Annotated in this window: 23 protein-coding genes and 1 pseudogene; 18 read left to right on the plus strand and 6 right to left on the minus strand. The window is 63.6% G+C overall.

From position 1 onward, the window contains the following. Window positions 1-15: 15 nt before the first annotated feature. Window positions 16-390 carry a response regulator gene (locus tag BM004_RS37570; RefSeq protein ID WP_093221595.1) on the plus strand — a complete coding sequence of 125 codons (375 nt, stop codon included), beginning with the start codon at window positions 16-18 and terminating at the stop codon, window positions 388-390. Here BM004_RS37570 and BM004_RS37575 read toward each other — a convergent pair. Beyond that, window positions 374-727, minus strand: coding sequence for a hypothetical protein (locus BM004_RS37575; RefSeq protein WP_256220249.1), 354 nt, complete (start codon window positions 725-727; stop codon window positions 374-376). The genes BM004_RS37570 and BM004_RS37575 overlap by 17 nt on opposite strands. Here BM004_RS37575 and BM004_RS37580 point away from each other — a divergent pair. From BM004_RS37580 to BM004_RS37605, 6 genes are all read left to right on the plus strand, one after another. Further along, window positions 726-1,661 (plus strand): non-homologous end joining protein Ku, encoded by a 936-nt coding sequence (locus BM004_RS37580; protein ID WP_093221665.1) that lies wholly within the window; start codon window positions 726-728, stop codon window positions 1,659-1,661. The two genes, BM004_RS37575 and BM004_RS37580, sit on opposite strands and share 2 nt — an antisense overlap. After that, window positions 1,658-2,509, plus strand: a complete 852-nt coding sequence (locus BM004_RS37585; protein WP_093221597.1) for a tetratricopeptide repeat protein — start codon at window positions 1,658-1,660, stop codon at window positions 2,507-2,509. The genes BM004_RS37580 and BM004_RS37585 overlap by 4 nt, the downstream gene beginning before the upstream one ends. Window positions 2,510-2,977: 468 nt before the next feature. Continuing rightward, window positions 2,978-3,967, plus strand: a complete 990-nt coding sequence (locus BM004_RS37590; RefSeq protein WP_093221600.1) for a hypothetical protein — start codon at window positions 2,978-2,980, stop codon at window positions 3,965-3,967. 133 nt (window positions 3,968-4,100) lie between these two features. Next, window positions 4,101-5,399: a cation:proton antiporter gene (locus BM004_RS37595; protein ID WP_093221602.1), complete on the plus strand. Its 1,299-nt coding sequence runs from the start codon at window positions 4,101-4,103 to the stop codon at window positions 5,397-5,399. A 454-nt stretch (window positions 5,400-5,853) separates the two neighbouring features. Next, a complete protein-coding gene (locus BM004_RS37600) occupies window positions 5,854-6,225 on the plus strand; it encodes a hypothetical protein (RefSeq protein WP_143072646.1) in 372 nt (123 codons plus the stop codon). Window positions 6,226-6,434: 209 nt separating this feature from the next. After that, window positions 6,435-7,475 carry an IS110 family RNA-guided transposase gene (locus BM004_RS37605; RefSeq protein WP_093221607.1) on the plus strand — a complete coding sequence of 347 codons (1,041 nt, stop codon included), beginning with the start codon at window positions 6,435-6,437 and terminating at the stop codon, window positions 7,473-7,475. A 270-nt stretch (window positions 7,476-7,745) separates the two neighbouring features. Here the strand turns inward: BM004_RS37605 and BM004_RS37610 are convergent. Next, window positions 7,746-8,682 (minus strand): annotated as a pseudogene (locus tag BM004_RS37610) (IS481 family transposase); the annotation flags it as partial. Between the two features lie 552 nt (window positions 8,683-9,234). Here BM004_RS37610 and BM004_RS37615 point away from each other — a divergent pair. The 5 genes from BM004_RS37615 to BM004_RS37635 are packed head-to-tail and all read left to right on the plus strand — an operon-like array spanning window position 9,235 to window position 12,748. Beyond that, on the plus strand, window positions 9,235-10,020 hold the full coding sequence (locus BM004_RS37615) for an ABC transporter substrate-binding protein (protein ID WP_093221610.1): 786 nt from the start codon (window positions 9,235-9,237) through the stop codon (window positions 10,018-10,020). 15 nt (window positions 10,021-10,035) lie between these two features. Then, complete coding sequence (locus tag BM004_RS37620) at window positions 10,036-10,707, plus strand: ABC transporter permease (protein WP_093133903.1); 672 nt, start codon at window positions 10,036-10,038, stop codon at window positions 10,705-10,707. Window positions 10,708-10,713: 6 nt separating this feature from the next. Then, window positions 10,714-11,415 (plus strand): ABC transporter permease, encoded by a 702-nt coding sequence (locus tag BM004_RS37625; RefSeq protein ID WP_093133900.1) that lies wholly within the window; start codon window positions 10,714-10,716, stop codon window positions 11,413-11,415. Then, the gene (locus tag BM004_RS37630) at window positions 11,412-11,999 is read left to right on the plus strand and encodes a hypothetical protein (protein WP_093133897.1); all 588 of its coding nucleotides are present in this window, start codon (window positions 11,412-11,414) and stop codon (window positions 11,997-11,999) included. Before BM004_RS37625 ends, BM004_RS37630 begins: the two co-directional genes overlap by 4 nt. A gap of 26 nt (window positions 12,000-12,025) precedes the next feature. Beyond that, on the plus strand, window positions 12,026-12,748 hold the full coding sequence (locus tag BM004_RS37635; protein WP_093133894.1) for an amino acid ABC transporter ATP-binding protein: 723 nt from the start codon (window positions 12,026-12,028) through the stop codon (window positions 12,746-12,748). A gap of 51 nt (window positions 12,749-12,799) precedes the next feature. Here BM004_RS37635 and BM004_RS37640 read toward each other — a convergent pair whose 3' ends face one another. Next, window positions 12,800-13,450 (minus strand): chorismate mutase, encoded by a 651-nt coding sequence (locus tag BM004_RS37640; RefSeq protein WP_256220250.1) that lies wholly within the window; start codon window positions 13,448-13,450, stop codon window positions 12,800-12,802. A gap of 771 nt (window positions 13,451-14,221) precedes the next feature. Between BM004_RS37640 and BM004_RS37645 the strand changes: the two genes are divergently transcribed. The 4 genes from BM004_RS37645 to BM004_RS37660 all read left to right on the plus strand — a co-directional run bounded on the left by BM004_RS37645 (window position 14,222) and on the right by BM004_RS37660 (window position 19,198). Continuing rightward, window positions 14,222-14,851: a YkgJ family cysteine cluster protein gene (locus tag BM004_RS37645; protein WP_093133891.1), complete on the plus strand. Its 630-nt coding sequence runs from the start codon at window positions 14,222-14,224 to the stop codon at window positions 14,849-14,851. 190 nt (window positions 14,852-15,041) lie between these two features. Next, entirely contained in the window at window positions 15,042-15,992 is a 951-nt protein-coding gene (locus BM004_RS37650; RefSeq protein WP_093221612.1) for an IS481 family transposase, read from the plus strand. A gap of 205 nt (window positions 15,993-16,197) precedes the next feature. After that, window positions 16,198-18,333: an aminodeoxychorismate synthase component I gene (gene pabB, locus BM004_RS37655; RefSeq protein ID WP_093221615.1), complete on the plus strand. Its 2,136-nt coding sequence runs from the start codon at window positions 16,198-16,200 to the stop codon at window positions 18,331-18,333. A 22-nt stretch (window positions 18,334-18,355) separates the two neighbouring features. After that, window positions 18,356-19,198, plus strand: a complete 843-nt coding sequence (locus BM004_RS37660) for a DMT family transporter (RefSeq protein ID WP_256220251.1) — start codon at window positions 18,356-18,358, stop codon at window positions 19,196-19,198. Window positions 19,199-19,256: 58 nt separating this feature from the next. On the opposite strand, the gene BM004_RS37665 is transcribed toward BM004_RS37660, so the two are convergent. Next, the gene (locus BM004_RS37665) at window positions 19,257-19,805 is read right to left on the minus strand and encodes a helix-turn-helix domain-containing protein (protein WP_093133885.1); all 549 of its coding nucleotides are present in this window, start codon (window positions 19,803-19,805) and stop codon (window positions 19,257-19,259) included. A gap of 707 nt (window positions 19,806-20,512) precedes the next feature. On the opposite strand from BM004_RS37665, the gene BM004_RS37670 reads away from it, so the two are divergent. Beyond that, the gene (locus BM004_RS37670) at window positions 20,513-21,115 is read left to right on the plus strand and encodes an acyl-homoserine-lactone synthase (RefSeq protein ID WP_093221618.1); all 603 of its coding nucleotides are present in this window, start codon (window positions 20,513-20,515) and stop codon (window positions 21,113-21,115) included. Between the two features lie 67 nt (window positions 21,116-21,182). Here the strand turns inward: BM004_RS37670 and BM004_RS37675 are convergent, their stop codons facing one another. After that, window positions 21,183-21,983, minus strand: coding sequence for a LuxR family transcriptional regulator (locus tag BM004_RS37675; protein ID WP_093221620.1), 801 nt, complete (start codon window positions 21,981-21,983; stop codon window positions 21,183-21,185). A gap of 218 nt (window positions 21,984-22,201) precedes the next feature. Here BM004_RS37675 and BM004_RS37680 point away from each other — a divergent pair, with 218 nt between their 5' ends. Beyond that, the gene (locus BM004_RS37680; protein ID WP_093221623.1) at window positions 22,202-23,122 is read left to right on the plus strand and encodes a GlxA family transcriptional regulator; all 921 of its coding nucleotides are present in this window, start codon (window positions 22,202-22,204) and stop codon (window positions 23,120-23,122) included. Window positions 23,123-24,101: 979 nt separating this feature from the next. On the opposite strand, the gene BM004_RS37685 is transcribed toward BM004_RS37680, so the two are convergent. Beyond that, window positions 24,102-25,211, minus strand: coding sequence for a ParB/RepB/Spo0J family partition protein (locus BM004_RS37685; protein WP_093221625.1), 1,110 nt, complete (start codon window positions 25,209-25,211; stop codon window positions 24,102-24,104). Window positions 25,212-25,371: the final 160 nt, after the last annotated feature.

Genomic DNA, 25,371 nt, shown 5'->3' on the forward strand with positions numbered 1-25,371 from the left:
GCATACGTTGGCCGCATGGCCATCACCGCATTCCTCGTCGAAGATAGCAAGATTATCCGAGACAACTTGATCCCGACGCTCGAGGGGCTTTCCGCTGCGAGGGTGGAAGGCTTTGCAGAAACCGAAACAGAGGCAGTTGCTTGGCTCAACTCGCATGACGGTTGGGATGTTGCAGTGGTTGATCTCTTCTTGCGCGAGGGCTCCGGACTAGGTGTCTTGGACAGTTGCCGGGACCGAGGCCCCACGCAGCGGATCGTCATCTTCTCCAACTATGCGACCGAAGAAATTCGGCGGCGCGCGGCGCAACTCGGAGCAGACGGCGTGTTCGACAAGTCCACGCAAATAGATAGCTTGTTGGACTTCCTCGAGCGGCTCAACGCCACTTGGTAGGATTTCCGCCTTCGCGATGATCCGCGAGCGCCTTTCGCCCCAACGGCGTGATCCCGCTTACGACCGCAACCTCTGGCTCGCCTGGAGATGGCGAGTCTGCTGGAGTCCCGCTGATCTCGGCGTCGACCAGTCCTGCCGCCTTCAGGACGGCGACGTTGTTGATGTCGTGGGTCGACTCTACGCGGAGCGGAAATTGAGCGTTTTCGATCGTGCGCAGATAGTCCATGGGCATGTTGGATGTTTCCTTTGCTTGCGCATGAGAGGCCATCGGCCTCTTCTCATGCGCCCAAAAAAGTGGCAAGTTGAGGCCATTTTCGGACATTTTGGAGCTCGCCATGGTCACTGCTGCGCGATCGATTGCGTCCCTGTCTCTGGGCTTCGGTCTGGTCTCCATTCCGGTTCGGCTGTTTACGGCCACGGAGAGTTCGGCATCCGTCCGATTCAACATGCTGACCAAGGACGGGCAGCGCGTAAAGCAGCAGTATGTTTCCGCTGTAAACACCAAGAAAGTCGTTCCTCGCGCGGAGATGGTGAAAGGGTATGAGTTCGACACTGATCGATTCGTGATCTTCCAAGCGAATGAGCTGAAATCGCTTGAGGAAGGAGCTAGCCATCTCATCGACATCGTGGCATTCATTCCGGCCGATGCCGTCGACCCGATCTACTACGACAAGCCGTACTTCCTGGCGCCCGACAGGCGCGGCGGAAAGCCATACAACCTCCTGAAAAAGGCAATGTTGCAAAGTGGCCGGTGCGCACTGGCGAAGTGGGCGTGGAAGTCCAAGCAATATGTCGTTCAGGTCCGGGCTGAGGAGGACGGCTTGGTGCTGCAGCAGCTGCTGTACGCTGAAGAAGTTCGCTCGCTGAAAGACCTGGGGATCGAGCAGTTGGAGCCGTCGGCGGCCGAACTCAAGCTTGCGCTGCAGTTGATCGACCAGATCTCCCAAGATACCTACGACCCGACCATGTTCGAGGACGAGGAAAAGAAGCGCATCCTGGCGGCAATCGACGCCAAGATTGCTGGCGAGGAAATTGTGGCGGCGGAACATCCCGAGGATGTGGAATCCGCGCAGATCATCGATTTGACGCAAATGCTGATGGCCAGCCTGGAAAAGAAGGGCAAAGGCAGCGAGAAGCCTCGACCGAGCCCGGCGAAGGCCAGCCGGGTCGTCACACCGCTTCGACCTTCGCAAGCCAAGGCCAAGCGTGCACCCAAGACACCAGCGAAAAGCGTGGCAGCCCCAGCGCCGCGTTCGAGAGTGAGGAAGTGAAGAGCCAAGTGGACGCGACGCGGACACTTCGGGGCGTCGTGCAATCTTTGGGGCTGTCCAAGCACTCAGTGCTTCGACTCATTGAGCTTGGCTTTGTCACCCCCATCAAGGACGACGGAAACGCGTGGAAGTTCTCTTTTCAGGACATTGTGCTGCTTCGCTCGGCGCAAGAACTCCGAAGCGCGCGCATTCCGACTCGCCAGATCCTCAAGGCGCTGCAGCAGCTGAAGGTCACGTTGCCGGATGAATTGCCGTTGCTGGGTCTGCGCATCACGGCAGAAGGGAACCGAGTCACCGTGCGTTCTGCGGACGCGCACTGGGAGCCCGAGAGCGGCCAGCTCATTTTGGATCTTCAGATTGCGACGGGCGGCGGTTCGGTGAGCTTCTTGCCTCAGGACGAGGCCGACGCTGCAGATTCTGCGGGATTGGCCGACCGGTTTGCGCGCGCCGAGGCATTGGAAGAACGCGCACCCGAAGCGGCTGAAGCACTCTATCGGCAGATCCTGACGGACGATCCATCCTACGCGCATGCTTACCTGAATCTTGGCTTCATGTTGTGCGAGACAGGCAGGTGCGAATCTGCGGCGGCGCTTTATGAGGACGGTCTGCGCTTCTGCCCCGACGACCCCTTAATGCACTTCAACAGAGCCGTCGCGCTAGAGGGCATCGGCAACATCGACGGCGCGCTGGAAAGCTATGAGGAGTCATTGCGCTTGCAACCAGACTTGCTCGATGCGCATCGAAACGCGGCGCTTCTATATGCGGATGCGGGCCAACAGCAAATGGCGATCAGGCACTTCAGTGCGTTCAAACGGCTCCAGCCCGAAAGGCCGCTTCGCTCGCCTTGAGCCGCAGGCGTCACCGCCTGCTTCAACCTGATCTGATCGTCATCGATACGGCTGATGCTCTCTCCGCTTTGCGTTGTTGAACTCGCAGCTCTTGCTGCTGCGCGACGCTGGCCGAGACGAAGCTATATCGCATCTCCAACGGCCACTCGATGCACGGCGGTGCGGAATAGGAACCGCACCGGCCGAAAGCCCAGTTTGCTCAACGAGGGTTTCCACGCTGTTTTCGCTGCGATGCAAAAAATAAAGTCCGCGGCGAGATGCTGCACTCCGAGTCAAACGAGCCTCGTGTTCGTATTCGTAGCTCACACAAGTCGGTCTGCGGCATCTCACCGACCCATGACTTTGAGTGACGCACTCCACGGTCGACGGTCTTCTATGGGATCGCCACCTACTGCGCTTGGAGCCCGGCGCCGACTGAAGCCGAGCGGCACGGAAGGAATTGTTTCTGCTCCACAACAAGGAGCAGCCATGGCCCAGTACGGCGTCAATACACCGGTCGGCGTGATCGAAGGAAATACCGTCCAAAGCGGCGTTTCATGGGGCGCAATCTTTGCAGGTGCCGCGGGCGCGGCAGCACTGTCGCTCGTGCTCTTGCTCCTCGGTACGGGCCTTGGCATGTCGTCGATCAGCCCCTGGACGAGCCAGGGTGCGAGCGCCGCCGCCATCGGTATTGCGACGATCCTCTGGCTGAGCTTCACCCAGATCGCGGCATCCGGGATGGGCGGCTATCTGGCCGGAAGACTTCGCACCAAGTGGGCCGGCGTTCACACGGACGAGGGCTACTTTCGCGACACCGCGCATGGCTTCCTTGCGTGGGCAGTAGCCACGCTGCTCACAGCAGCGCTTCTGGGCTCCGCGGTGGCTTCGATCCTCGGAGCCGGTGCACAGGCGGGAGCTACGGTGGCCGGCGGCGCCGCGACCGCAGCTGCCAGCGCAGCGGGTGGTGCAGGCGTTGCGGCGGCGCAGTCGGGCCGTGAAACGGGTTCGGACCCGACCGCTTACTTCATCGACTCGCTGTTTCGTCGCGATCCGGGCAGCCCGGCGTCGGTCACGGGTGACGCCACCACGGCTTCTTCCCCGTCTGCCGCACCGGTCACACCGGCAGCGCCGGCCATGGCGCCTGAGCGCGGCGCCTCTGCCTCCAATGCCGAGGTCAGCCGGATCTTTCTGAACGGCATCCGCACCGGTGCGCTGCCGCCGGACGATGCCAAGTACGTCGGCCAAGTCGTGGCACAGCGCACGGGGCTGAGCCAACAGGACGCGGAGAAGCGCGTGAACGATACCTACGCCAAGGCCCAGGCAACGCTCAAGAATGCAGAGGCAAAGGCCAAGGAAGCGGCTGACGCCGCGCGCAAGGCTTCAGCCTATGCCTCGCTCTGGTTGGTGGTCTCGATGCTCATCGGCGCATTCGTCGCGAGCTTCGCAGCGACCTACGGTGGCCGCCGCCGCGACCTCTGACCCTCACTTTCAAAGGAGACCTCCATGCGCTCACTACTTCTGCTGTTCCTTGGCGTGCCGATCCCGATCATCATCCTGATCGCACTGTTCTTCCACTAGGCTTCAAAGAGACAGCCATCGGGCGACGGGTCTCATGACCGCTGCGACCTGGGACCTGGTGATCGGTGCACTCCTGATCCTGGCAGCGCTGACCGGCACGCTTCTCAAGACGTTGCCCATCAGCGCCGCCGCCCTCTACATGGGCTTGGGGTTTGCCGCCGGGCCCGGTGGCTTCAATCTTGTAAAGCTTGGGATGCCGGCTGACGCGGCACTCGTCGAGACGGTCAGCGAGGTCGCTGTGCTGATCTCGCTTTTCGCGGTGGGACTGCGCTTGCGCATCCGTTTGCAGGTCGAGAGTTGGATACAACCCGCGTTGCTGGCCAGCTTGGCCATGGTCGTCACGATCGCATTGATGACGCTCGCAGGCCAGGGCCTGCAGCTTGGCTTGTCGGCCGCGTTGCTCTTGGCAGCCATCCTCGCGCCGACCGACCCCGTGCTTGCCTCCGACGTACAGGTCCGCCACGAGAACGATCAAGACGACCTGCGCTTTGGCCTCACCGCCGAAGGGGGCCTGAACGACGGCGCCGCTTTTCCTTTCGTGATGCTGGCGCTGGGCCTGGCCGGTGTCCATGAACTCGGCCCGTGGGGACTTCGATGGCTTTCATTGGACGTGGTGTGGGCCATCGTGGGCGGCATTGCGCTGGGCTGGACGAGTGGCGCGATGTTCACCCGGCTGGTGCTGTTCCTGCAGACCAGGAAGAAGCAGGCATTGGGCATGGAAAGTTTCCTTGCGCTCGGGCTCATTGCGTTGACCTACGGCATCGCTTTGCACGCGGCCGTCTATGGCTTCCTTGCCGTCTTCTTCGCCGGACTCAGCATGCGCAACGTGGAGCGCGCCGTGGGCGACAAAGCCGGCCAAGCACAAGCGACCGCCAAGCCGCCGCAAGTCAGGGACGTCGCGGTTGCGCAGGCCCACACCGCGAACGCCATGACGCGCGACGTGCTCGACTTTGCACGGGAGCTGGAGAAATTTGTCGAACTCGCGGCCATGCTGGTCATCGGCTGCCTGCTGCGCACCGAGATGCTGACCGCCCCCAATGTGTTGATCGCCGTGCTTCTGATCGCAGTCGCCCGGCCGGTGGCTGTCTACATTGCCACGCTGGGCGGGCACTGGACTGCATCGCAACGCCGCCTTGGGGCGTGGTTCGGCATCCGCGGTGTTGGCTCCATTTACTACCTGGCCTACGTCTCGACGCACGGCGCCTCGCGGTCCGATGTCGGAACGATCACGGGCGCCGTGTTGGTGACGGTAGTGCTGTCGGTGATCGTCCATGGAATCTCCGCCACGCCGTTGATGAATCTCTACCAGGCAGCGACGCAGCGAGGACGATGATCGAAGGTCGATCCCTCGAGCGAAATCCCTCGCACAACTACAGGCTCATGCATCTGCCCGCGACAATGATTTTGGTGCGCTATCCCAGCGAGTTTTAGGCCAAGCTGATTTCATCGAAGTGAGCGCGTCACGGTTGTTGCGCTCGCCGTCCCGGCTGGGCGGAGATGCGTACGTGGGCCGCGAGCTGCCGCTGACGCCCGATGGCTGCAAGATCACTGCTTCTAACAGGTCGCGCAAGGTCGGTTGGACCAAGCAATGGTCTGATTCAACTCCTGGTGACGGACGCGTTGGCACGTCAGTCCGGAAACAAGGTAGTGTCCTGCAGAGGAACAGCCAACAGGCCGCCTTTTCCGCGACACAGCTTCCAAGTGACCAACCGATGCAAGTTTTTTCTGTTGCCAACGTGGATCGATCGGACGATCATCTCGCGCACCAACGCCTCGGAGGCCCAACCATGAAACTGATGGCTGTCGAGTTGATCCAAGAAAGCGGCACGGATTTCGCGAAATGGTCAACGACGGGGGAGATTGCACCAAGCGAAGCGTTTGACCGGCTCATTCGCGTCTTGGCTGCCACCCGACAGAACATGGAGCCGGCGTTTGCGCAGGCATTGCCGGTAATCATCAAAGATCCGCCCCCGGTCGACGGACCCGCCTGGCAATGGTCGATCGAGGCCGACGGCAGCCTCGTGCTCAACTTGCGCCATCCCGGTCTCGGTTGGCTCGGATTCCGGCTTGCCGACGTCGAGGGATTCCATGCGAATCTTGGCAACGTCGTTGATCAACGCAACGCCCTGCGTGCAGAGTTCGAACGGCCGACGCACTGAGCGCTGGTGGCGTTTGCTCGCTGCCATGAAAGGTGACAGCGGCCGGCATCAAGGCGTCTCCCTGGCCCTTTTGTCCCTCCCTCGCCCTCGCCCTCGCCCTCGCCCTAGCCCTAGGTGTGAAGCAATGGGATGGACGCCCCCCCTTGAACGGCATTTCAGTGCCAGAGTGGAAGTGTCAGCCACCACTCGATCCGGAAGGAGCGTCCATCATGCAAATTACGGCAATCGGCCTCGACTTGGCCAAGAACGTATTTCAGGTCCACGGGGTCAACGAGCACGGCATAGGCGTGCTTCGCAAACAGTTGAGGCGCGACCAGGTGGCGGCGTTCTTCGCCAACTTACCGACGTGCTTGGTGGGCATCGAGGCGTGCGCCAGCGCGCATCACTGGGCGCGCAAGCTGCAGACCATGGGGCATACCGTCAGATTGATGGCCCCGCAGTTCGTTAAGCCATACGTGAAGAGCAACAAGAACGATGTCGCTGACGCGGAGGCTATCTGCGAGGCGGTCACACGTCCGTCGATGCGCTTCGTGCCGATCAAGAACATCGAGCAGCAGGCAGTTCTCTCGCTGCACCGCGTTCGCCAGGGCTTCGTCAAGGCGCGCACGGCTCAGGCGAATCAGATCCGCGGCTTACTCGGAGAATATGGTCTCATCGTGCCGCAAGGCATTGCCTACCTAACGCAGCGTGTCCCGTCCCTGATCGAGGATGCCTGCAATGAACTGCCAGGCTCATTCCGAATTCTCATTCAACGCCTGCTCGAACACCTCAAGCTACTGCAGCAGCAAGTCGACGAGATCGAGTCACAGATCAAGGCGTGGCATCGCTCAAGCGAGGCCAGCAGTCGCCTGGAGCAGATTCCAGGTATCGGACCGCTGACGGCAACGGCACTGGTCGCCAGTGTGGGCGATGCGAAGAATTTCGACAACGGACGTCAGCTCGCTGCGTGGCTGGGTCTCGTGCCCAGACAGCATTCGAGTGGCGGCAAGCCGACGCTCCTGGGCATCAGCAAACGAGGCGACTCCTACCTGAGAACACTGCTAATCCACGGCGCTCGATTTGTGATCTACCAGGCTCAGGCCCGACAGCGGGCCAGCGCTCAGGGTTGGCTACTCAAGCTGATCGGTCGGCGCAACGCCAACGTCGCTGCCGTCGCGCTGGCAAACAAGAATGCGAGGATCGTGTGGGCCCTGCTAGCGCGGGGTGAAGGTTTTAGACCGCCCTGCGCGAGCGTAGCGGCGGTCGCGTAGCCAGAGGGTTCCAGAAGAACACAGCCAAGGAGGAATATCTCGCCGATTGCTCAAGCGATCACACAGTGATGGCATGGCAGGTCAGACCGTGGTTGGCATAACCCGCTCTTGACAGAGCACCTTGGAGTGCGCTGAAGCTTTGGGGAGCCAGCCAGCAGAACCCATCAGGGACAGCGAGTGCTCTCGCGAAAAGTCCGGATGTACGGGTGCAATCTTCACCTCCGCGCCGTTCACAAACTGAAAGCTTGGCAAACCGGGGGCGTCCATGTACGTCAAGAGGTTGTTTCTTGACGAGTTGATTCTGGACATAGGTGCGATGCCTCCAATACCGCTGTGCGGGCGGTGCCAGTTGTAGTGGTGCTGCCAGCTTGCCAGGGCATCGGTTCGTTGGGCTGAGTTCTGGTAGGTCCAGCCGTAGGCCCATTCGCGCAACGCGGACTGGATGAACCGTTCGGCTTTTCCGTTGGTCTGCGGCCGGTAGGGCCGCGTGAAGCTGTGCTTGATACCGAGCTCGACGCAGGTCACCCGGAAGTCGCGCGAGCGGAACGCCGGGCCTGTCCGTCAGCAGTCTTCGCACAGTGATGCCCAGGCGGGCGTAATAGGCCACCGCATTGCGCAGGAACAGGACCGCCTGCGCCTGTTTTTCGTCGGGATGCATGGCGGTAAATGCCAGCCTTGCGTGGTCATCGATGGCCACGAACAACGTCTCCCAGCCCGCACCATCGACCGAGTCGCGTCGGTTGCCTGTGACGCGATGGCTGGGGCGCACGATGCGCCCGAGCTTCTTGGTGTCGATGTGCAGCAGATCGCCAGGGGCTTCGTGCTCGTAGCGCACGATCGGCTCGGCTGGTACCAGATCGCTCAGCTTGGACATGCCTGCTCGGGTCAGCACGCGGCTGACTGTCGAAGCCGAGACGCCCACGCTGCGAGCAATACGTGACTGCAGCATCCGACGTTTACGCAACTCGAGGATGAGCAAGACCTTGCCCGAGTCGATGGCCCTGGGCGAGCGCGCTGGTTTGGAGGAGGCATCGGCCAAGGCAGCTTCTCCGCCTGCCAGATAACGACCGAGCCACTTCCTGGCCGTGGGTGCAGTGACGCCGTGTGCGGCAGCTGCACGCACGGCATCCAAGCCTTCCAAAGTCATCTGCTTGACCATCTCGAATCGGCGGGCAAAGGTAAGTCGGGCATGCTTATGGGTGTTCATCCGGTTGGGCGTCCTGAGTGGATTGGGTGTTTGGCGACTTCCAGTCTCTCAAACCCAATCCGGATGAACACCGGATACAACCTATTGGAGCTTCACACCTAGCCCGCGCCAAGCTGCTGTCGGAAGGCAGTGTGCGTGGCCAGAATGCCGCCCATGTGAAGTCTGGAGGGTGCCAGGTGAAGCGACGTGTGGCCACGCAGCTCGCGTCCCGGAAGGCATGCTCGCCTTGCGGGTGGATTCACCAGCGTTGACAGACCCATGTTGATGCCGCGCGAATGCCATCCGGGCCACTCCACGCGCACCGTCGTGCTCGTCGCAGCGCTTTGTATCGCTCGGGTCTGAACAGGTCAATCAATGAACGACCAGTGCGCCCGTCTACGGAATGAGCGTGCATTTGCATGCGCTGCAACCGCAGTTGCAGCACAGTGGTCGGCATGCGGGAACGGCGTGCGACCCGTCGACTCTCGGCCCCGTTGCTTGAGGTGCAAGGGTTGTATCAAGGGGCAATTCCTCTGAGCATCGCCTCTTCACATTGGCTTTCAAGAGGTCCCCATGCACTTCGCTTCGCGCCCGCTCCATTCGATCCGCCGATGGATCTGTCTGCTTGCTTTCTTATGCACGTGGGCGGGCGCATCAGGCGCGCAAACCCACTATCGCATCGCAACCGAAGGCACCTACGCGCCTTGGAGCTTCAAAGACGCTCAAGGCGTCTTGCAAGGATGGGACGTCGACATTGCGAAGGCGCTGTGCGAGAAGATGAGCGCTCGATGCGAGATCGTCGCGCAGGACTGGGACGGGATCATCCCCGGTCTCATGGCGCGCAAGTACGACATGATCGTCGCGAGCATGGCCATCACACCGCAGCGGCGCCAGCGCGTGGACTTCTCGGAAAAATACAAGGAGACGATCTCACGCTTCGTGGCCCGAAAGAACGCACCAGCTGACGTGAGCCCGGCTGCACTCAAGGGAAAATCCATCGGCGTTCAGCGTGGCTCCATCCAAGCCGCCTACCTGGCCGATGCCTACCGCGACGCCGACCTCAAGTATTACGACACATCCCAGGCAGCTGAACTCGACCTCGTGGCGGGCCGGGTCGACTACATCCTCGGCAACATGGTCACTTACTTCGTGGGATTCATGAAGACGCCCGAATCGCGCAATTTCGCATTCGTCGGGCCAGACCTCAAAGGCGGGCTGCTCGGCGAGGGCAATGGCATCGCCGTGCGCAAGGGCGACACCGCGCTACTGTCCAGGGTCAATGCGGCACTTGCGGCGATCCGTGCGGATGGCACCTACGACCGCATCACGGCGCGGTACTTTCCATTCAGGCTGATGTAAGTCGTGGGATACAGCATGAGCATGTTGCATGGTTTTGGAGGTCAGTTGCTGCTCGGCACGGTGACCACCGTCGAATTGGCGGCGGCCTCGCTGCTGGTGGGCACGGTGTTCGGCGCGATCGGCTGCTGGCTGCAGCTCTCGGGCATCCGCGTCCTGCAAGCCGCGGGCTATGCGTACACCGCCGTCATCCGGGGCGTGCCGGACCTGCTGGTCGTCTTTGGCGTCTTCTTTGCGGGCACCGCAGCGCTGGCGGCAGCGACGGGCCGCTACGTCGAAGTCGACACATTCGCGGCTGGCGTCGTCGCGTTGGCGCTGTCGTTCGGGGCTTACTTCGCGGAGATCGCGCGCGGTGCACTGCAGTCCATTGCACGAGCCCAACGCGAAGCGGCCAGAACCTTGGGTCTCACCCGGCTGCAGTCGCTATGGAGCGTCGTCTTGCCCCAGGCGGCCCGCGTCGCGCTCGCGCCATTCGGCAACCAGTCGATCGTGCTGCTCAAACAGACATCGATCGTGTCGATCGTCGGATGCGACGAACTGATGCGAAAGGCTGCCGAGGCCTCAGGCACCACGCGCGAGCCGTTCACGATGTATTTCGCCGCCGCATGCATCTATCTGGCCTTGACCGGTGCCGCGACAGTGTGCCTTGAATGGGCCGAACGCAGCGCCGCGCGCGCGCAAACGCACTGAGCCGCAATGTTCGACGTCGAACTTGCAGCGGCGGTACTGCCCGCCCTCGTCACGGCAGCCTGGCTCACGCTGAAGCTCACGGCCCTCGTCATTCTCCTGGGCACCGCACTGGCTCTTCCCCTCGCGCTGTGCAAGGCGTCCCGTTCCGCACTGCTGCGCGCGACGGCCAATGCTTACGTGATGTTCTTCCGCGGCACACCGTCGTTGGTGCAGATCTTTTTGCTGTACTACGGCGCCAGCCAATTCGAGGTCGTGCGTTACTCCGTGTTCTGGCCGGTCCTGAGCGATCCCTTCTGGTGCGTGGTGATCGCCCTGGGTCTCAACTCGGCCTCCTACACCGGGAAGACGCTGGCTGCAGCGCTCGCGGCAGTTCCCAGAAGCATGCGCGAGGCCGCGTCCGTGCTCGGGCTCGGTCGACCGGCCACGTTCTGTCTGATCGAGCTGCCCCTGGCGCTTCGCATCGCGCTGCCCGCGTTCGGCAACGAAATCATCCTGACCTGCAAGGCGACCTCGCTGGCGAGCACCGTGACCTTGCTGGAACTGACGGGGACCGCCCGTCTGCTGAGCGCAGAGACCTACGCACCGTACGAAGTGTTCATGAGCGCCGGCATCGTCTACCTGGCGCTGAACTACAGCCTGATGCTGGCGATGCGCCGGCTCGAAACCTCATTCCATCGTTCCCATCCCACTGTTCGCACCACGTCATGAAGTTCATCACCTTGGGCCCCTCGGGCAGCAACCACGAGCACGTGGCCTCCCGCTATCTGGAATTCCACGACATCCGCGAGCGAGCGACGCTGACGCTGGCGGCCGACTTCGAGGAAGGCGCGAAGGCCGTGCTCGATGCACAAGCGGATTTCCTGGTCCAGTGCGCCGTGCATCCCGCCACCATGGCCACCGTTGCCAAATTCTTCCAGGGCTTGTACGTGATCGACACGTTTCTCTCCCCAAGTCAGGAACTCGCCGTTATCCAGCGCAACGATGTCGCTCATGCGAAGACGCTTGCAGTGATGCGACCGACCTTGGACTACATCGATCGCGGGCCTTGGGAGCACATCGAGTTGGTCGAGACGGTTGCGCAGGTCACCCGCGGGCTGATCGACGGCCGCTACGACGCAGGGGTGGGCTACGCGCACGCTGTGGCAGCGCATCCCGAACGTCTTCGTCTGGTGAAGTTCATCGGCACCGTCGACGACGCATGGATCGTCTACGGCCGCGACCGCGTGAGCGGCGGACGGTTGACGGCGTGGCGAGACAGCCCTGCCGGCGTGATGTACCGCAAGGAGCGCTGATCGTGCGAGTGCATTCCCCCCCTGCGATGGTCTCGGTCGACGGCGTCTCGAAACACTTCGGCCAGCATCTGGTGCTGCGTGATGTCCATCTGCGCGTCGAAGCCGGGCAACGTGCGGTCGTCTGCGGCCCATCGGGCTCGGGCAAGTCCACCCTCGCGCGATGCATCAGCGGGCTGGAGGCCTACGGCAGCGGCACCGTGACCGTCAACGGCACGATGGTGTCGCCAGACATGCCTCATTCGGCGCTGATCCGCGCCAACGTCGGGATGGTGTTCCAGCAGTTCAACCTCTTTCCACATCTGAGCGTGCTCGACAACTGCACCCTGGCCCAACGATGGGTGCGCCGCCGATCGAGGGACGAGTCCAGGGAAATCGCGCTCGCACACCTTGATCGTGTTCGGCTCGCCGACAAGGCATCCGCCTATCCTGCGCAGTTGTCCGGCGGCCAGCAGCAACGCGTGGCGATCGCGCGGGCCCTGTGCCTGGACCCCTCGGTGATGTTGTTCGACGAAGCCACATCCGCGCTGGACCCGGAGATGGTCAAAGAAGTGCTCGACACCATGATGCTGCTCGCGCGCGACGGGATGACGATGGTGTGCATCACGCATGAAATGGGTTTCGCGCGGGCGGTCGCGGACAAAGTCGTCTTCATGGACGAGGGGCGCGTGGTGCAAGACGCACCACCGGCAGCGTTCTTCGGCCCGGATGCAGACCCTCGCATCCGCAAGTTTCTCAGTCAGGTCATTTAAACTTGGACGCGTCGCACGACAAGGGTCGGCCACCGGCACGGGGCGCGCCTTTCATTCGCCGCAAACGCGCGCCATGCCTCGGTCCAGCGCGATGCGATACACGGCGGGCAGCCGGTGGGCGTTCACATGCGCGAGCGTTGCCATCGCGAGCGTCTGCGGACATTCGGGCGCTACTCGCAGTGCCCGTGTCGCGATCAGTTCTTGGATGAGCGCGCTGCGCAACTTGTCGAGCGCCGGGCGCAACGCTGTCTTCAGGTCTGCTCGAGGCTCGAGGGGCGCACCGCCCGAGCGTCGCCAGTCCGCCATGAGCACGATCTGTACGAGCTTGCTCGCCTCGACCTGGTCCGCAAAGAATGCCGATGCCGTTTCGCTGCGAAGACCCACGCGCGAGGCTTCCTCGGACGCGGCATCGATGACCTGGCGCTCGCGGGGGTCTCCCGGCGGATCCGCAACCGGCTGTTGGGTGTCCCATTTGGTCAGCGCGACGCTTCGGGAAATCTCCAGGCGAACCGCACACAGATCGATCAATGCGGAAAGGTCCTTCGAAGGGGCCGCAGTGGCGCCCGCGCATGCAATGGACAGGAAGACCATTGCACCACTGGCCATGAGCGCACGAACGCACACGCGCATGACGGGGATGACGGGGATGACGGGGATGACGGGGACGCGAAGAACTGCAGCGGGGTGATGGGTGGTCGGCATGGGCGGCTTTCTACCTTCGTCGCATCGTGATGACGCGGGTTCTGGTCAGCCTACCCCTGGGCGAAGGCACCGCCCACTACCCGAACGCACAGTCGGATGACCTGACGGCATGCGACGGGGCGGCGCTCAGGCCTTTGCGCTTTCGGGACCGCATCAGTGCCTACGTCAACGTGGGCCACAACGCCAGACGCGCGAGCCGGCAGGTGTCCCTTTGCCCGCGCGATCGCATTGCCAATGCGCGCGTGCGAGGACTGTCGCGCGGTTGCCGACGCGAGCGCCTGAGACCGGCGGCCCCTGTGACGCCCTTCGAGTTCGAGCCCGCCGAAGTGTCCTCGAACCGCTGGTCGATCCCCTGCGCGGCCAAATCGAGCAGCAGACCCGCGCCGGGAGTGACTGTGGGCGTAAATCCGCGTCGTTCGGTGGAAAATTTGCACCGGCGCGGTCCGACGCTCAGTGCTGCCCGGCGACTCTGTCGGCAGGGAACGCCGCAGAAGCGCCCGTCATACGTGCGGCGGCTCACGCTCATGAAGTGAATCGTGCGTTGGCATTTCGTCTTGCTGGCTGCGAAGCTTGGCGAGACGCCGCATTCGCCGCGCCTCGCGCAGGATGCCAACGCCCGTTTTGCCCCGAGGACGAGCCAATCGCCCTCCTTTCCTCAGCGTCTCAGGCGCGTTGCAGGGCATCCAACGCTGAAGACGGTGTGCAGGGCGGCCGCTGGCATGCGAGGCGCACCCCGGATACGCCACGATTCGATCGGCTAAGCTGACGCCAATGGAATCACCCCCCGGTCTCGATCTGGCGACGCGACAGCGCGAACGCGCTGTCACCGCGGCGCAGCGGGCGGGCGCGAAGCTGAAAGACCTACGACCCAACGACGCCGCCAGCGCGCTGATCGCCGCCTCACAACGTGCGAGATCGCTGGAGCAACGCGTGATTTGGCTGCAGCGCGCGGCCTCCGCATGGGCACGGCCGTTGGAGGACGTGGGGGCCTGCCGCAGCGGCTGCGCGCATTGCTGCCACATCGCGGTCACGATTTCCCGGGTGGAAGCGGCGCGCCTGGCGCGCGCATCTGGCCGCAGCTTGAACATGCCGACCCATCCCGTGCGGCTCGATGCGCTGGAGACGGAGGCGGATGTGATCAACGCGCAAGAAACGCTGCAGCAGCTGCCGACACCCTCGCCGTGCCCTTTCCTGGTCCGCGAGACGTGCTCCGTCTACGAGCACAGACCGATCGCCTGCCGGGTCCTGGTGAACCTGGACGATGACGATCTGTTGTGTCGTCATGCGCCGACGTACAGCGCCGAGGTTCCCTATGCGGACGCCAGGGCCATCAAGGCCTTGGCCCTCTCGGCGCAGGCCTCCAGCGAGTTCGCCGACATCCGCGACTTCTTTCCCGCCTGACCGCGCCCGCCGGCGCTGCACGCAGCGTGTGCGCCTGATATCGGCCCTCAGGCATCGAAAAAGCAGGATTGTCTGAGCAGGTCGACCTCTAGTTGTGAAGCTCCAATAGGTTGTATCCGGTGTTCATCCGGATTGGGTTTGAGAGACTGGAAGTCGCCAAACACCCAATCGACTCAGGACGCCCAACCGGATGAACACCCATAAGCATGCCCGACTTACCTTCGCCCGCCGATTCGAGATGGTCAAGCAGATGACTTTGGAAGGCTTGGATGCCGTGCGCGCGGCGGCTGCACACGGCGTCACAGCACCCACGGCCAGGAAGTGGCTTGGACGTTATCTGGCAGGCGGAGAAGCCGCCTTGGCCGATGCATCTTCAAGACCCGCACGCTCGCCCAGGGCCATCGACTCGGGCAAGGCCTTGCTCATCCTCGAGTTGCGTAAACGTCGGATGCTGCAGTCACGCATTGCACGCAGCGTGGGCGTATCAGCCTCGACCGTCAGCCGCGTGCTGGCGCGAGCAGGCATGTCCAAGCTGAGTGACCTGGAGCCTGCCGAGCCAATCGTGCGCTACGAGCACGAAGCACCTGGCGATCTGCTGCACATCGACACCAAGAAGCTTGGGCGCATCGTGCGGCCCAGCCATCGCGTCACGGGCAACCGGCGCGACTCGGTCGATGGTGCTGGCTGGGAGACGTTGTTCGTGGCCATCGACGACCACGCAAGGCTGGCGTTCATCGCTATGCACCCCGACGAGAAGCAGGCGCAGGCGGTCCTGTTCCTGCGCAATGCGGTGGACTATTACGCCCGCCTGGGCATCACCGTGCGAAGACTGCTGACGGACAACGGCCCGGCGTTCCGCTCGCGCGAGTTCAAGGCAGCTTGCACTGAACTGGGCATCAAGCACAGCTTCACGCGACCCTACAGACCGCAGACCAACGGCAAGGCCGAGAGGTTCATCCAGTCCGCGTTGCGCGAATGGGCCTACGGCTGGACCTACCAGAACTCAGCGCATCGAACCGATGCCCTGGCAAGCTGGCAGCACCACTACAACTGGCACCGCCCGCACAGCGGTATCGGCGGCCTCGCGCCTATGTCCAGAATCAAATCGTCAAGAAACAACCTCTTGACGCTTCACATCTAGTCGAGGCCAACGAACCCGCCGAACGCGTGGCAGGGAAGGCACAACAACAAGTTGGCTGTTCATCGGTGCGAATACATCCCGGCGATGGCGCGGTCGGCTTCGGCAACGCCCTGCCCTGGCTGTGTGTCGACTACCTGATCCGGCAGTTGCTGCACCGGCCCGGCTAGTCAACCATGCATGGCCCATCCATTCCACAGGAACCGGCATGCGCACCCTCTTGATCGACAACCACGACTCCTTCACCTACAACCTGTACCAGTACCTCGCGGCTTGCAACGACGAGGAACCAGTCGTGGTGAAGAACGATGAGAAACCCTGGAGCGAGATCTGCGGTCTGAGTTTTGACAACATCGTGATCTCGCCCGGACCGGGGCGCCCGCAACGCCACAGCGATCTGGGCATTTCCGCGGATGCGCTGCAGCATGCGCGCGTCCCGGTGCTAGGCGTGTGCCTTGGACATCAGGCCATCGCGCACCATTGCGGCGCCACGGTGGATCTGGCCGTGCGTCCAATGCACGGGCGCCTCGACCGCATCGCACACGGATCGGTGGATCTGTTTGCAGGCATACCGAACAACTTCGAGGCGGTGCGTTACCACTCGCTCGCCGTGACGGACCTGCCCTCGGAGCTCGAGCCGCTCGCGTGGACGGCCGATGGCACGTTGATGGCCCTGCGGCACGTCTCGCGCCCGTGGTGGGGCGTGCAGTTCCATCCTGAATCGATCTGCACCGAGTACGGTGCCAGGCTGTTGCGCAATTTCCGGGAGCTGACGCACGCCTGGCGCGGGGGCGTTCACAAGGCGTCTTCGATGGGCAGCTTTCTGCCCGAATTCCGCCTGGGCCAGGACCCTGCACCGAAGATCCACGCCCGCTGCATCGATGCCCTGCCCAACCCGGAGCAGGTATTCGACACCCTTTTTTCCGACGCCCCAACGTCGTTCTGGCTCGACAGCAGCTTGGTGGAGAGCGGGCGAGCCCGCTTCTCCTTCATGGGCGACGGCAGCGGACCACGCAGCAAGCGGGTCACTTACCGCTGCGACACGCAGGAACTCGCGATTCATGCCCATGGCGCTGTGAACAAGCGCACCCAGAGCATCTTCGACTACCTCCGAGATCATGCGCCGGCGCCTCGCGCCAGCGCGACGGCCCTGCCCTTCGACTTCGCTGGCGGGCATGTCGGGTACTTCGGCTACGAGCTCAAGCGCGAACTCGGCGGCCACCCCACGCACCTCGCCGACACGCCCGATGCCGCATGGATCGTTGCCGATCGATTCATCGCCTTCGACCATGTCGAGCAACAGACATGGATCGTCTGCCTCGACGATGAAGTGCTTTGTGCGCTCAACGCACAGTGGTTGGACGACGTCGAACAGCGGATGGCGCACGGCCTTCACGCGCTGGAACCCGATTGGCAAGACGCGGCCTGTGGGCTTGGACCGCTGCGATGGCGCATCGACCTGCCCGACTACCGAGCGCGCATCGTGCGCGCCCAGCAAGAGATTCTTCAAGGCGAAACCTACGAGGTCTGCCTGACGAATCAGCTTGTGGGCGAGGGCACGATCGATGCCTGGGCGGTGTACCGCGCACTGCGCGCACGCACACCGGCACCCTACGCCGCCTTCCTGAAGATGCCTGAGGTTTCGGTGCTGTGCGCCTCCCCCGAACTTTTCCTTCGCATCGGTGTCGACGCCAGCGTGGAGACCCGGCCGATCAAGGGGACCGCTGGGCGCGGCGTCGATGCACACGACGATGAACGAATCAAGGCGGCGCTGCAGGCCGACGAGAAAACTCGCGCCGAGAACCTGATGATCGTGGACCTGCTTCGCAACGACCTCAACCGCGTCTGTGACGTGGGCACGGTCCATGTCCCTCGGCTCTTCGAGATCGAAAGTTTCGCGACGGTGCATCAGATGGTCAGCACGGTCAGGGGTCGCCTGCGCGCCCGGCTGGGACCGATCGACGGTGTGTGCGCCACCTTTCCGGGAGGTTCGATGACTGGCGCGCCGAAGGAGCGCACGATGCGCATCCTCGATGGCCTCGAAGAGGCCGCGCGCGGCGTCTATGCCGGCAGCATCGGATATCTGTCGTTCAATGGCTCGGCCGAACTCAATATCGTGATCCGCACGATCGTCTGTACCGACGGACGCGTGTCCATCGGCACAGGCGGGGCCATCATTGCGCTGTCGGATCCCGATGAGGAAGTCGCCGAGATCGTCCTGAAAGCTCGCGCGCCGTGGGAAGTGCTGCAGCAGTGCGGCGGCACATCGGCGCCGATGCCGACCACCGACGGATACGCACCGCCGGCGCCCGCCGACGGGAACGTGGGCATGGCCGGTGATTGACGCCACGACCGACCGCCGCGGCATGGTCCTGATGACGCTGGCGATGGCCTGCTATGTTCTCAACGACACCCTCGTGAAGCTCACGCTGCAGGCGTTTCCACCGGGCCAGGTCCTGGCCGTGCGTGGGGCGGCCGCGAGCGCGGTGATTGTCGTTGCGATGTGGAGACGCACCGATGCGGCAGGCCTTCGACGCCAAATGCGCCAACCCATCATGGTTCTTCGATGCGCCCTGGAGATCAGCACCGCGGTGATGTCCGTGCTCGCACTCGCGCGTGCCTCGCTCGGGTTGGTCAGCGCGCTCATGATGACGGCGCCGCTGCTGATCGCGTGCGCGAGCATGGCATTGCGATGGGAACCCACGCAGCCGCGCCGCCTACTGGCGGTGCTCGTCGGCCTGGGCGGCGCGTGGCTGGTCGTGCGGCCCTCGATGCAAGCTAGCACCGCAGGAATCCTTTTTTCGGGCCTGTGTGCCGTGTCGCTTGCCGCCAGGGACATGGTGACCCGTCGGCTGCCGCCGTCGATGTCATCGATCAATGTCGCATTCGCCACGACGCTCGCTGTCTGCGCAGCGGGCCCGGCGCTTGGATGGGCATTGCAGGAATCGTGGAGTTCGCTCCTGCGACGCGAGGCCTTGGCCCTCGTGGGCGCGGCCCTGTGCACCGCATTGGGAAATGTGGCGCTCATCGCGGCGTGCCGCGGCACGGACCTCTCCGTGGTCACGCCTTTTCGCTACACCCTGCTTGTCTGGGCGTGTCTGCTCGGTTACCTGGTGTGGGGGGACATCCCCGACATCGCGGCAATGGTCGGGCTAGCGCTCATCATCGTTGGGGGCATCACCAACCTGCGTGCCGCACGCCCACCCTGAGCGGCATACATCGCAGCGCTCTCGGTCATTCGCGCGGCCGGGCCCCAAGGCACCCGCCTCAGTTGCGCAGGGCGACCGTCGTACACAGGTAGCGAACCGGTGCGACCTCGATCGCCTCGACGCCGTGGCACTGCGCCGCATCGAACAAAAGCGTGTCCCCGGGCGCAAGCAGCACGACCTTGGGGCCATAACGATAGTGAGCGCGACCCGCGAGCATGTAGACGAGCTTCAGGCCTGCTTGTGCCGCGCTGGGGGGCGCCCCGGGCGTACGCATCTGGACCAGGGACGGTGTCATGCTCAGGTCACCAGACATCAGGTGGCCCAGCAGTTCGCAACTGCAGCCGTCGCCAGGCACAGTGCGCGGCAAGGGAATGCCTGTGCCCGCAGGCACGTGAAAGAACACCGAACGCGGCGTGCGCTCGGCGAAGAAGCGTGAGATTGACACGCCAAGGCCTTGCGCCACACGTTCCAGCGTTTGCACGGAGGGCGACGCAAGGCCGCGCTCGACACGCGAGAGCATCGAACGCGACACGCCTGCGCGGGCTGCAAGTTCGCCGGCCGAGGTGTGCGCCGCGAGGCGCAGCGCCTTGATTTGCGTGCCGAGCATCAATGCGGGTTCACTGCGCGCAGGTGGCGTGGCGCGCGGGGCCGCCGACCTCAGGCGAGCTGGCAGCTTGAGGACATGCGCGCTCGGCAAGGGCGAAGCAACACGTCTTCGGCTCACTTGCGACCGCCCCTTGCCAGCGGCGTCCACACGCCGTTCACGATCGAACCTCGAGGAGGGTTCCACCAAGCGCTGCCCTCCCCTTGCGCTGCCGCGCGCAGTTGCCGATTTCGCGCGCGCGCTCGATGCGCGAGCGTCGCGTCGCGCCGTCGCCGTCGCCGTCGCAGGCACATGCCATCGCGCCAGCCGCCTCTCAGGGGGACGGACTCCAGCCGTGCGGCGCCCGTGCGTTGCAAGCCTGAAGGCGACCGGCGGGCGAGAAGCCCGTGGCCTGCATGCGGGCAGTGCGCGCTGGCCGCGCCTCGCGGCAGGCAGGCGTGCATGCGTGTGTGAGCAGAGAAGCTGAACATGCGGGCATCTTTTCAAGATGCGTGAACGGAAGCAAGCGTTGCATGGGATGCAAAAGAACGGCCAAGGGGCGCCCGGGCCCGCGGCGCCTTGCGGCATCTTCTGATGTCTTGCTGCTCACGCGTTGCGCCTCGTCCAGCCCGCTGCCTGCTGGCACGCGGGCGCTCGGACCTGCCATTTCAGGTAGTTTTGCGATGCCGTGCCTTTGCCTGTAATTCGCCTGTCATCCACCAGGAGGTTGCATGCACATCGTGACAGGCACAGCGGACACACTGTCTGCAGAAATGCTCTTCGACATGGCGCACTACCGTCACCAGGTCTTCGTGGAAAAGCTTGGCTGGGACCTTTCGGTGCGCGGTCGTCTCGAGCTCGACCAGTTCGACCGCCGCGATACCTTGTACGTCCTGGCGCCAAAGCGCGAGGGCGGCCTGCGCGGCGTGGCACGACTGCTGCCGACGGACCGCCCCTACCTGCTGGCGGAGGTGTTCCCGCAACTGCTCGGCGGACTTCCCGCGCCGCGCAGCGCTCGCACATGGGAACTCTCGCGCTTCGCCGCGGTCGATCTCGCTGCTTCGCAGCCCGAGGTCGCCCGGTTCGGCGCGTCCAGCGCCGCACTGTCGCTGCTGGCTGCGGCCATGCAGGTGGCTGCGAAAGCGGGCGCCGAGGAGCTCGTCACCGTTTCGCCGCTGGGCGTGGAACGCATCCTCCAGCGCGCTGGCATCGTGGCCCGGCGCTTCGCTGCGCCGGTGCGCATCGGCGATCAGCGGCTGTTCGCGTGTCGGATCGATCTCATGCCGTGCGAGCGGCAGCGCACGCCGGTGCGCCCGACCTTGAGCGTGGCCTGACGATGCCACTGATCGTGTTGCCCAATGCACTTGCACTCTTCAAGCGCTTGGCAGGCGCCAGGCATGTCTAGTCGAGGAAGCCAAGTGCGGTCGCGCGTGCCACCGCAGCCGGCTTGTTGGGCACATCCAATTTTTCAATGACGTTCTTGATGTGAAACTTGACGGTGTTCACCGAGATGTGCAGGAGCTGGGCGACGTCTTCCGTATTCTTTCCGTCCGCCGTCCACTGCAGCACCTCGATTTCACGGGCCGTGAGCTTGGGGTGCCACGCCGGATGGTCCCTCGCAAAGCCGGCCGACAAGGCCAAGTGCGCGATGTTGGCCAAACATCGCAAGAACGGGTCGTGCTGCGCGATTTCCGCGGACGACAGCGCCTCGTGAGAACGCACGAGCGAGAGCATGCCGACCATGCCCTTTGCACCAAAGCAGGACTGCGCCCAGCCCACACGCAGACCACAGTCACGAGCCTCCGACCACAGCTGCGGCGTGTGCTTGAAGACATCGTCGCTCCAGATGATGGGCTCGCCACTGCGCGCGCCATGCGCGACGGTCGGATCGGTGTCCAGATAGTTCGCGTCGCGGTAACGTTGCTGCCAACGCGCGTCGTAGTTGCTTATGATTATCGTCTCTGGTCTCGTGAATGGCACCTTGATGCGCAGGCCGTACGCGCACCGCTCGAAGCCCAGCCGACGCGCGCCCAGCGTGATCGCCTCAAAGATGGCGTCCAGCCCTTCGACCCCCGCGAGGAGATGCTGCGTGTCTAGCAGGAGGTCACTTGCAGGCGGGATCGCCGCGGCGACTGCGCGACGATGTCGCCGCTGCAGGTTATCAACGTGGGGAGCCAGAACTGATCGTGCTTTTCTGCTCATCGCAAGTTCTCCTCCAGTGCATGTCGGGGTGGACAGGAAGGTTCGACGCCGTGCGGGGCCGGCAGACTTCGGGTTGAAGTCTAGGGAGTGCTGCGGCGCTGCGTGCTGACAAAACGCCCACTGTTTCTGCCTTGCGCCATGGGGAGGCGCACGCGATTGATGCGAAAGCATCACCACTTCGACAACGTTTGCTGCGCGGCATGCTGCCGTGATCATCGATGTACGACGTATGGTTTCTACTTCTCGCGGACTTTGAGCCATTTGACGCAAGCGCGGCGATCCACGCGTTTTCGGTCGCGAACGATGTGCTGCGCGAGGCGGGCGGATCCGACGTGTACAGGACGCGCTGCTTCACCGCGAACCGCCAGTCGACGCGCAAAAAACTGGACTTGACGATCGAGGCCAGCGAGCTTCCGGACGAACTCGCGCAACCCGTGCGCGCGTTGATCGTTGTCGGCGGCGGCACCGGCGCCGCGAAGGCGCTGCGAATGCCCTCCTCGCACCAGCTGGAACTCAGCACATGGATCGCGCGCGCACGCGCGCACATCGCCAGCTTCAATTCAATCGGTGCGGACGGCTTCGTGGTGCTGCAGACCGCGCTGGCCATGATCCCGCCCGGCGCGCCCTCGGGCGTGCGCGAGGTCGTGATGACCTCAGCTGGCATGGACGTCGCGCTGCGCCTCATCGCGCAGGACCAGGGATACCCTGTCGCGTTGAAGGTTGCGATGCGCCTCGCCCCCTCGCCCGACCCCGTTCAGGCGCTCTCGCGCTTTCGCAGCGGACTGAGTGGCCGCACAGGCGGCGACGAGCGCGTGATCGCACTCAACCACTGGATCGCTCAGAACCTGCGCCAGACGCTCAACGTCCAGCGGTTGGCCGATCAGGCGCTGATGTCCACCCGCACGTTCGCGCGGCTTTATCGTCGCGCCACAGGCTATACGCCGGCGCGCGCTGTCGAGAGGATCCGTCTGGAGCACGCTTGCTGTGCGATGGAGTCGACGCTGCTGTCACTCAAGGCGATCGCGTTGCGCAGCGGGTTCTCCTCGGAGGAGCTCATGCGCAGGGCGTTCATGCGCGTCCTGGGAATTACACCGTCGCAATACAAGCGAATGTTTGCCGACCAAGGCCCGTGGGCCTAGAAGTTCTGCCAGCGCAAGCGCGGCGTCCGCGAGGCGTCGATGCTGCGCCGTTGGAGACTCGGGACGACCCTGCGCTGCGGGCAGCATGCTGCGCTGTGTCGCGGTGCAAGCGGCCGCATTTGGGCGAGGCATTTCGGCGGTTGTTCACATCGGGCCAACGCAAATTAAGGATCGCGTGGAAGGCGGGTGTTGCACGCGCCCTCGCAAGGCACACAACCGTTGTCGGGCCGCTCCTGCCCCCAAGCGTTGTACCGCGTCACACGACGCGCACCGAGGCTGAGAGATTGCGTTGTGGACACGGCGGAGCCGCACCAACCCCGGACCATAAATCGTCGTGACCGGTGCCGGGTCCAGCAATCCTCGGGGAACACAGCATGGCGCGCGGTCGGCGGGCCGCCAGCAGGAGTCGCTGCATTGACTTCGACCCTCGTGCGAAATGGTGCGCGGGGAGGCGTTGTGGGGGTCGGAGCCTGAGTGCCGGCCCAAGAATAATCATCTATGCGATAAATGGTGTCCATCGCGCAGTTTTCGTTTAGTCCGGAAATGAAATTCTCCGCGCGACGAAGCGAGCCGTCGATTTGACCGAGCACGCCACGAAAGCAGACACTAACATTTCAGCAATGATGGTCGTCCGGGACAAGGGCCGCGCACCGAACGATTCCCCTAGGCTTGATCCGGGAGCGGCCTGTGGTGCCCCAGCGCCTCGCGCCCTTGCTGGGGTGCCAGCCTGCAGTCCCATGATCCCATCATCATGAATTCCATCCGCCAGCGGCGCCTAGCAGACCGCGGTGCGCGAAGGGAAGACGGTGTGCCTGCCAGCCAGGCTGCACGCCCTTCCCTCCGCAGTCGCGCGCGCAGCAGAAGTGGCCGGTCGACTGCCCTCCTGGAAATCCGAACGCAGGCCCGTCGGGCGGAGCGTCGTGCGGCGCGCTTCGAAGCGAACGCTCACACACTTAAAGTCACTTCAAACGTTGCGCGCTTACTCGGCTTTGAGACCGAGAAATCCGTCCAGCAGCTTGATGAGGCGACGTTGCTGGTTCTCATCCAACGCTTCCACGAGGATGGTGGCCCTTCCCTTGCGATCGGTGTTCAAGCTGGCCACGCGGTTGCCAGCGGGATCTAGCCATTCCGCCGTCCCCTCACGACGGCGCTTTGCGCCAGCTGCTTGAATGAGGATCTTGAGGGTGTCTGCGGCGCTGGGTCGCGGCAGCTGGCTTGCCACCGTCCGGGCTCGCTCCAGAATCCCCTCAGGATCTTTTTGAAGCGCGTCGGTCAACAGCTTGCCCCAGCGGAACTGGAGTTCGAGCGGCGAATTGAATGCTGCAATGACTTCTGCGGGGAGGCTGCGAAGCGTCTTGGCCTTCGAAATGGTGCCCATGTCGACCCCCAAGGCTGCCGCCATCTGTTTGGCCGATGGGAACAGTCCTTCGTCGAGGGCGCGCGAGTACATCACGCCTTGCTCCCACGGCGACAAATCTTCGCGTGCGCGGTTTTCTCTGTCCATCTCGATGAACAGATCGGTGTCCTTCATGCCGTGGTCTATCAATGCCAGGACAGGGATGCCCAGTTCAAGGCACGCTTGGTGGCGCCGGTGGCCGTAGACGATCTCGTAGCGTTGCGCGCCGGCTTCCGCAGGGCTCACGGCACGCACCTTGATCGGCTGGATGTTTCCGCCGGAACTCTGTATTTCGGCTTTCAGGTCGAGGAAAGCCTGTGTCGCAAAATGCGCGCGGTCTCGGTTGGCCCATCGTGACACCGAGATCTCCCGGGGATCCAGCCGCCGTGTGACCTCCGCACCGTCGAATTCTTCGAGGCGGCGTCGCAAGTCGATGACCTCTTTGTGAACCTCGGACTGCTCCGCCATGAACGCGAGCATCGATCCAGGGCTCGTGCGGGGTGTCGCCGCGGGTGCCCGCGGTGGCGTCACTGGCTCGTTGCCCGCCCTGTCCTCTGTCGACTCAAAGCGGGGTGCATCCAACGGCACGAGTGCGGATTCCTGGCTGGGCACGGACACGACGGCCGCGTCTGTGCGCACGGGAAGATTGGCGGTGACGCTGAAAGCGCGTTTGACGAGATTCTTGTTTGCCATAGCTGTCCTTCAGTAGCCTTGGGATGTCCTGCACTGCCAGGACTGATATCGCCACATGATTGAATTGCGCGCACGAGCCTGTAAGGCAGGTTCTAAGCGTCGAGGATGAAGCGTACGCGCGGCGATGTGCGTGTGCGGGCCTGCGCTACTACCCGTGTGG

Origin of the sequence: Variovorax sp. OK212, assembly GCF_900112425.1 — a bacterium.
Classification (GTDB): domain Bacteria; phylum Pseudomonadota; class Gammaproteobacteria; order Burkholderiales; family Burkholderiaceae_C; genus Variovorax.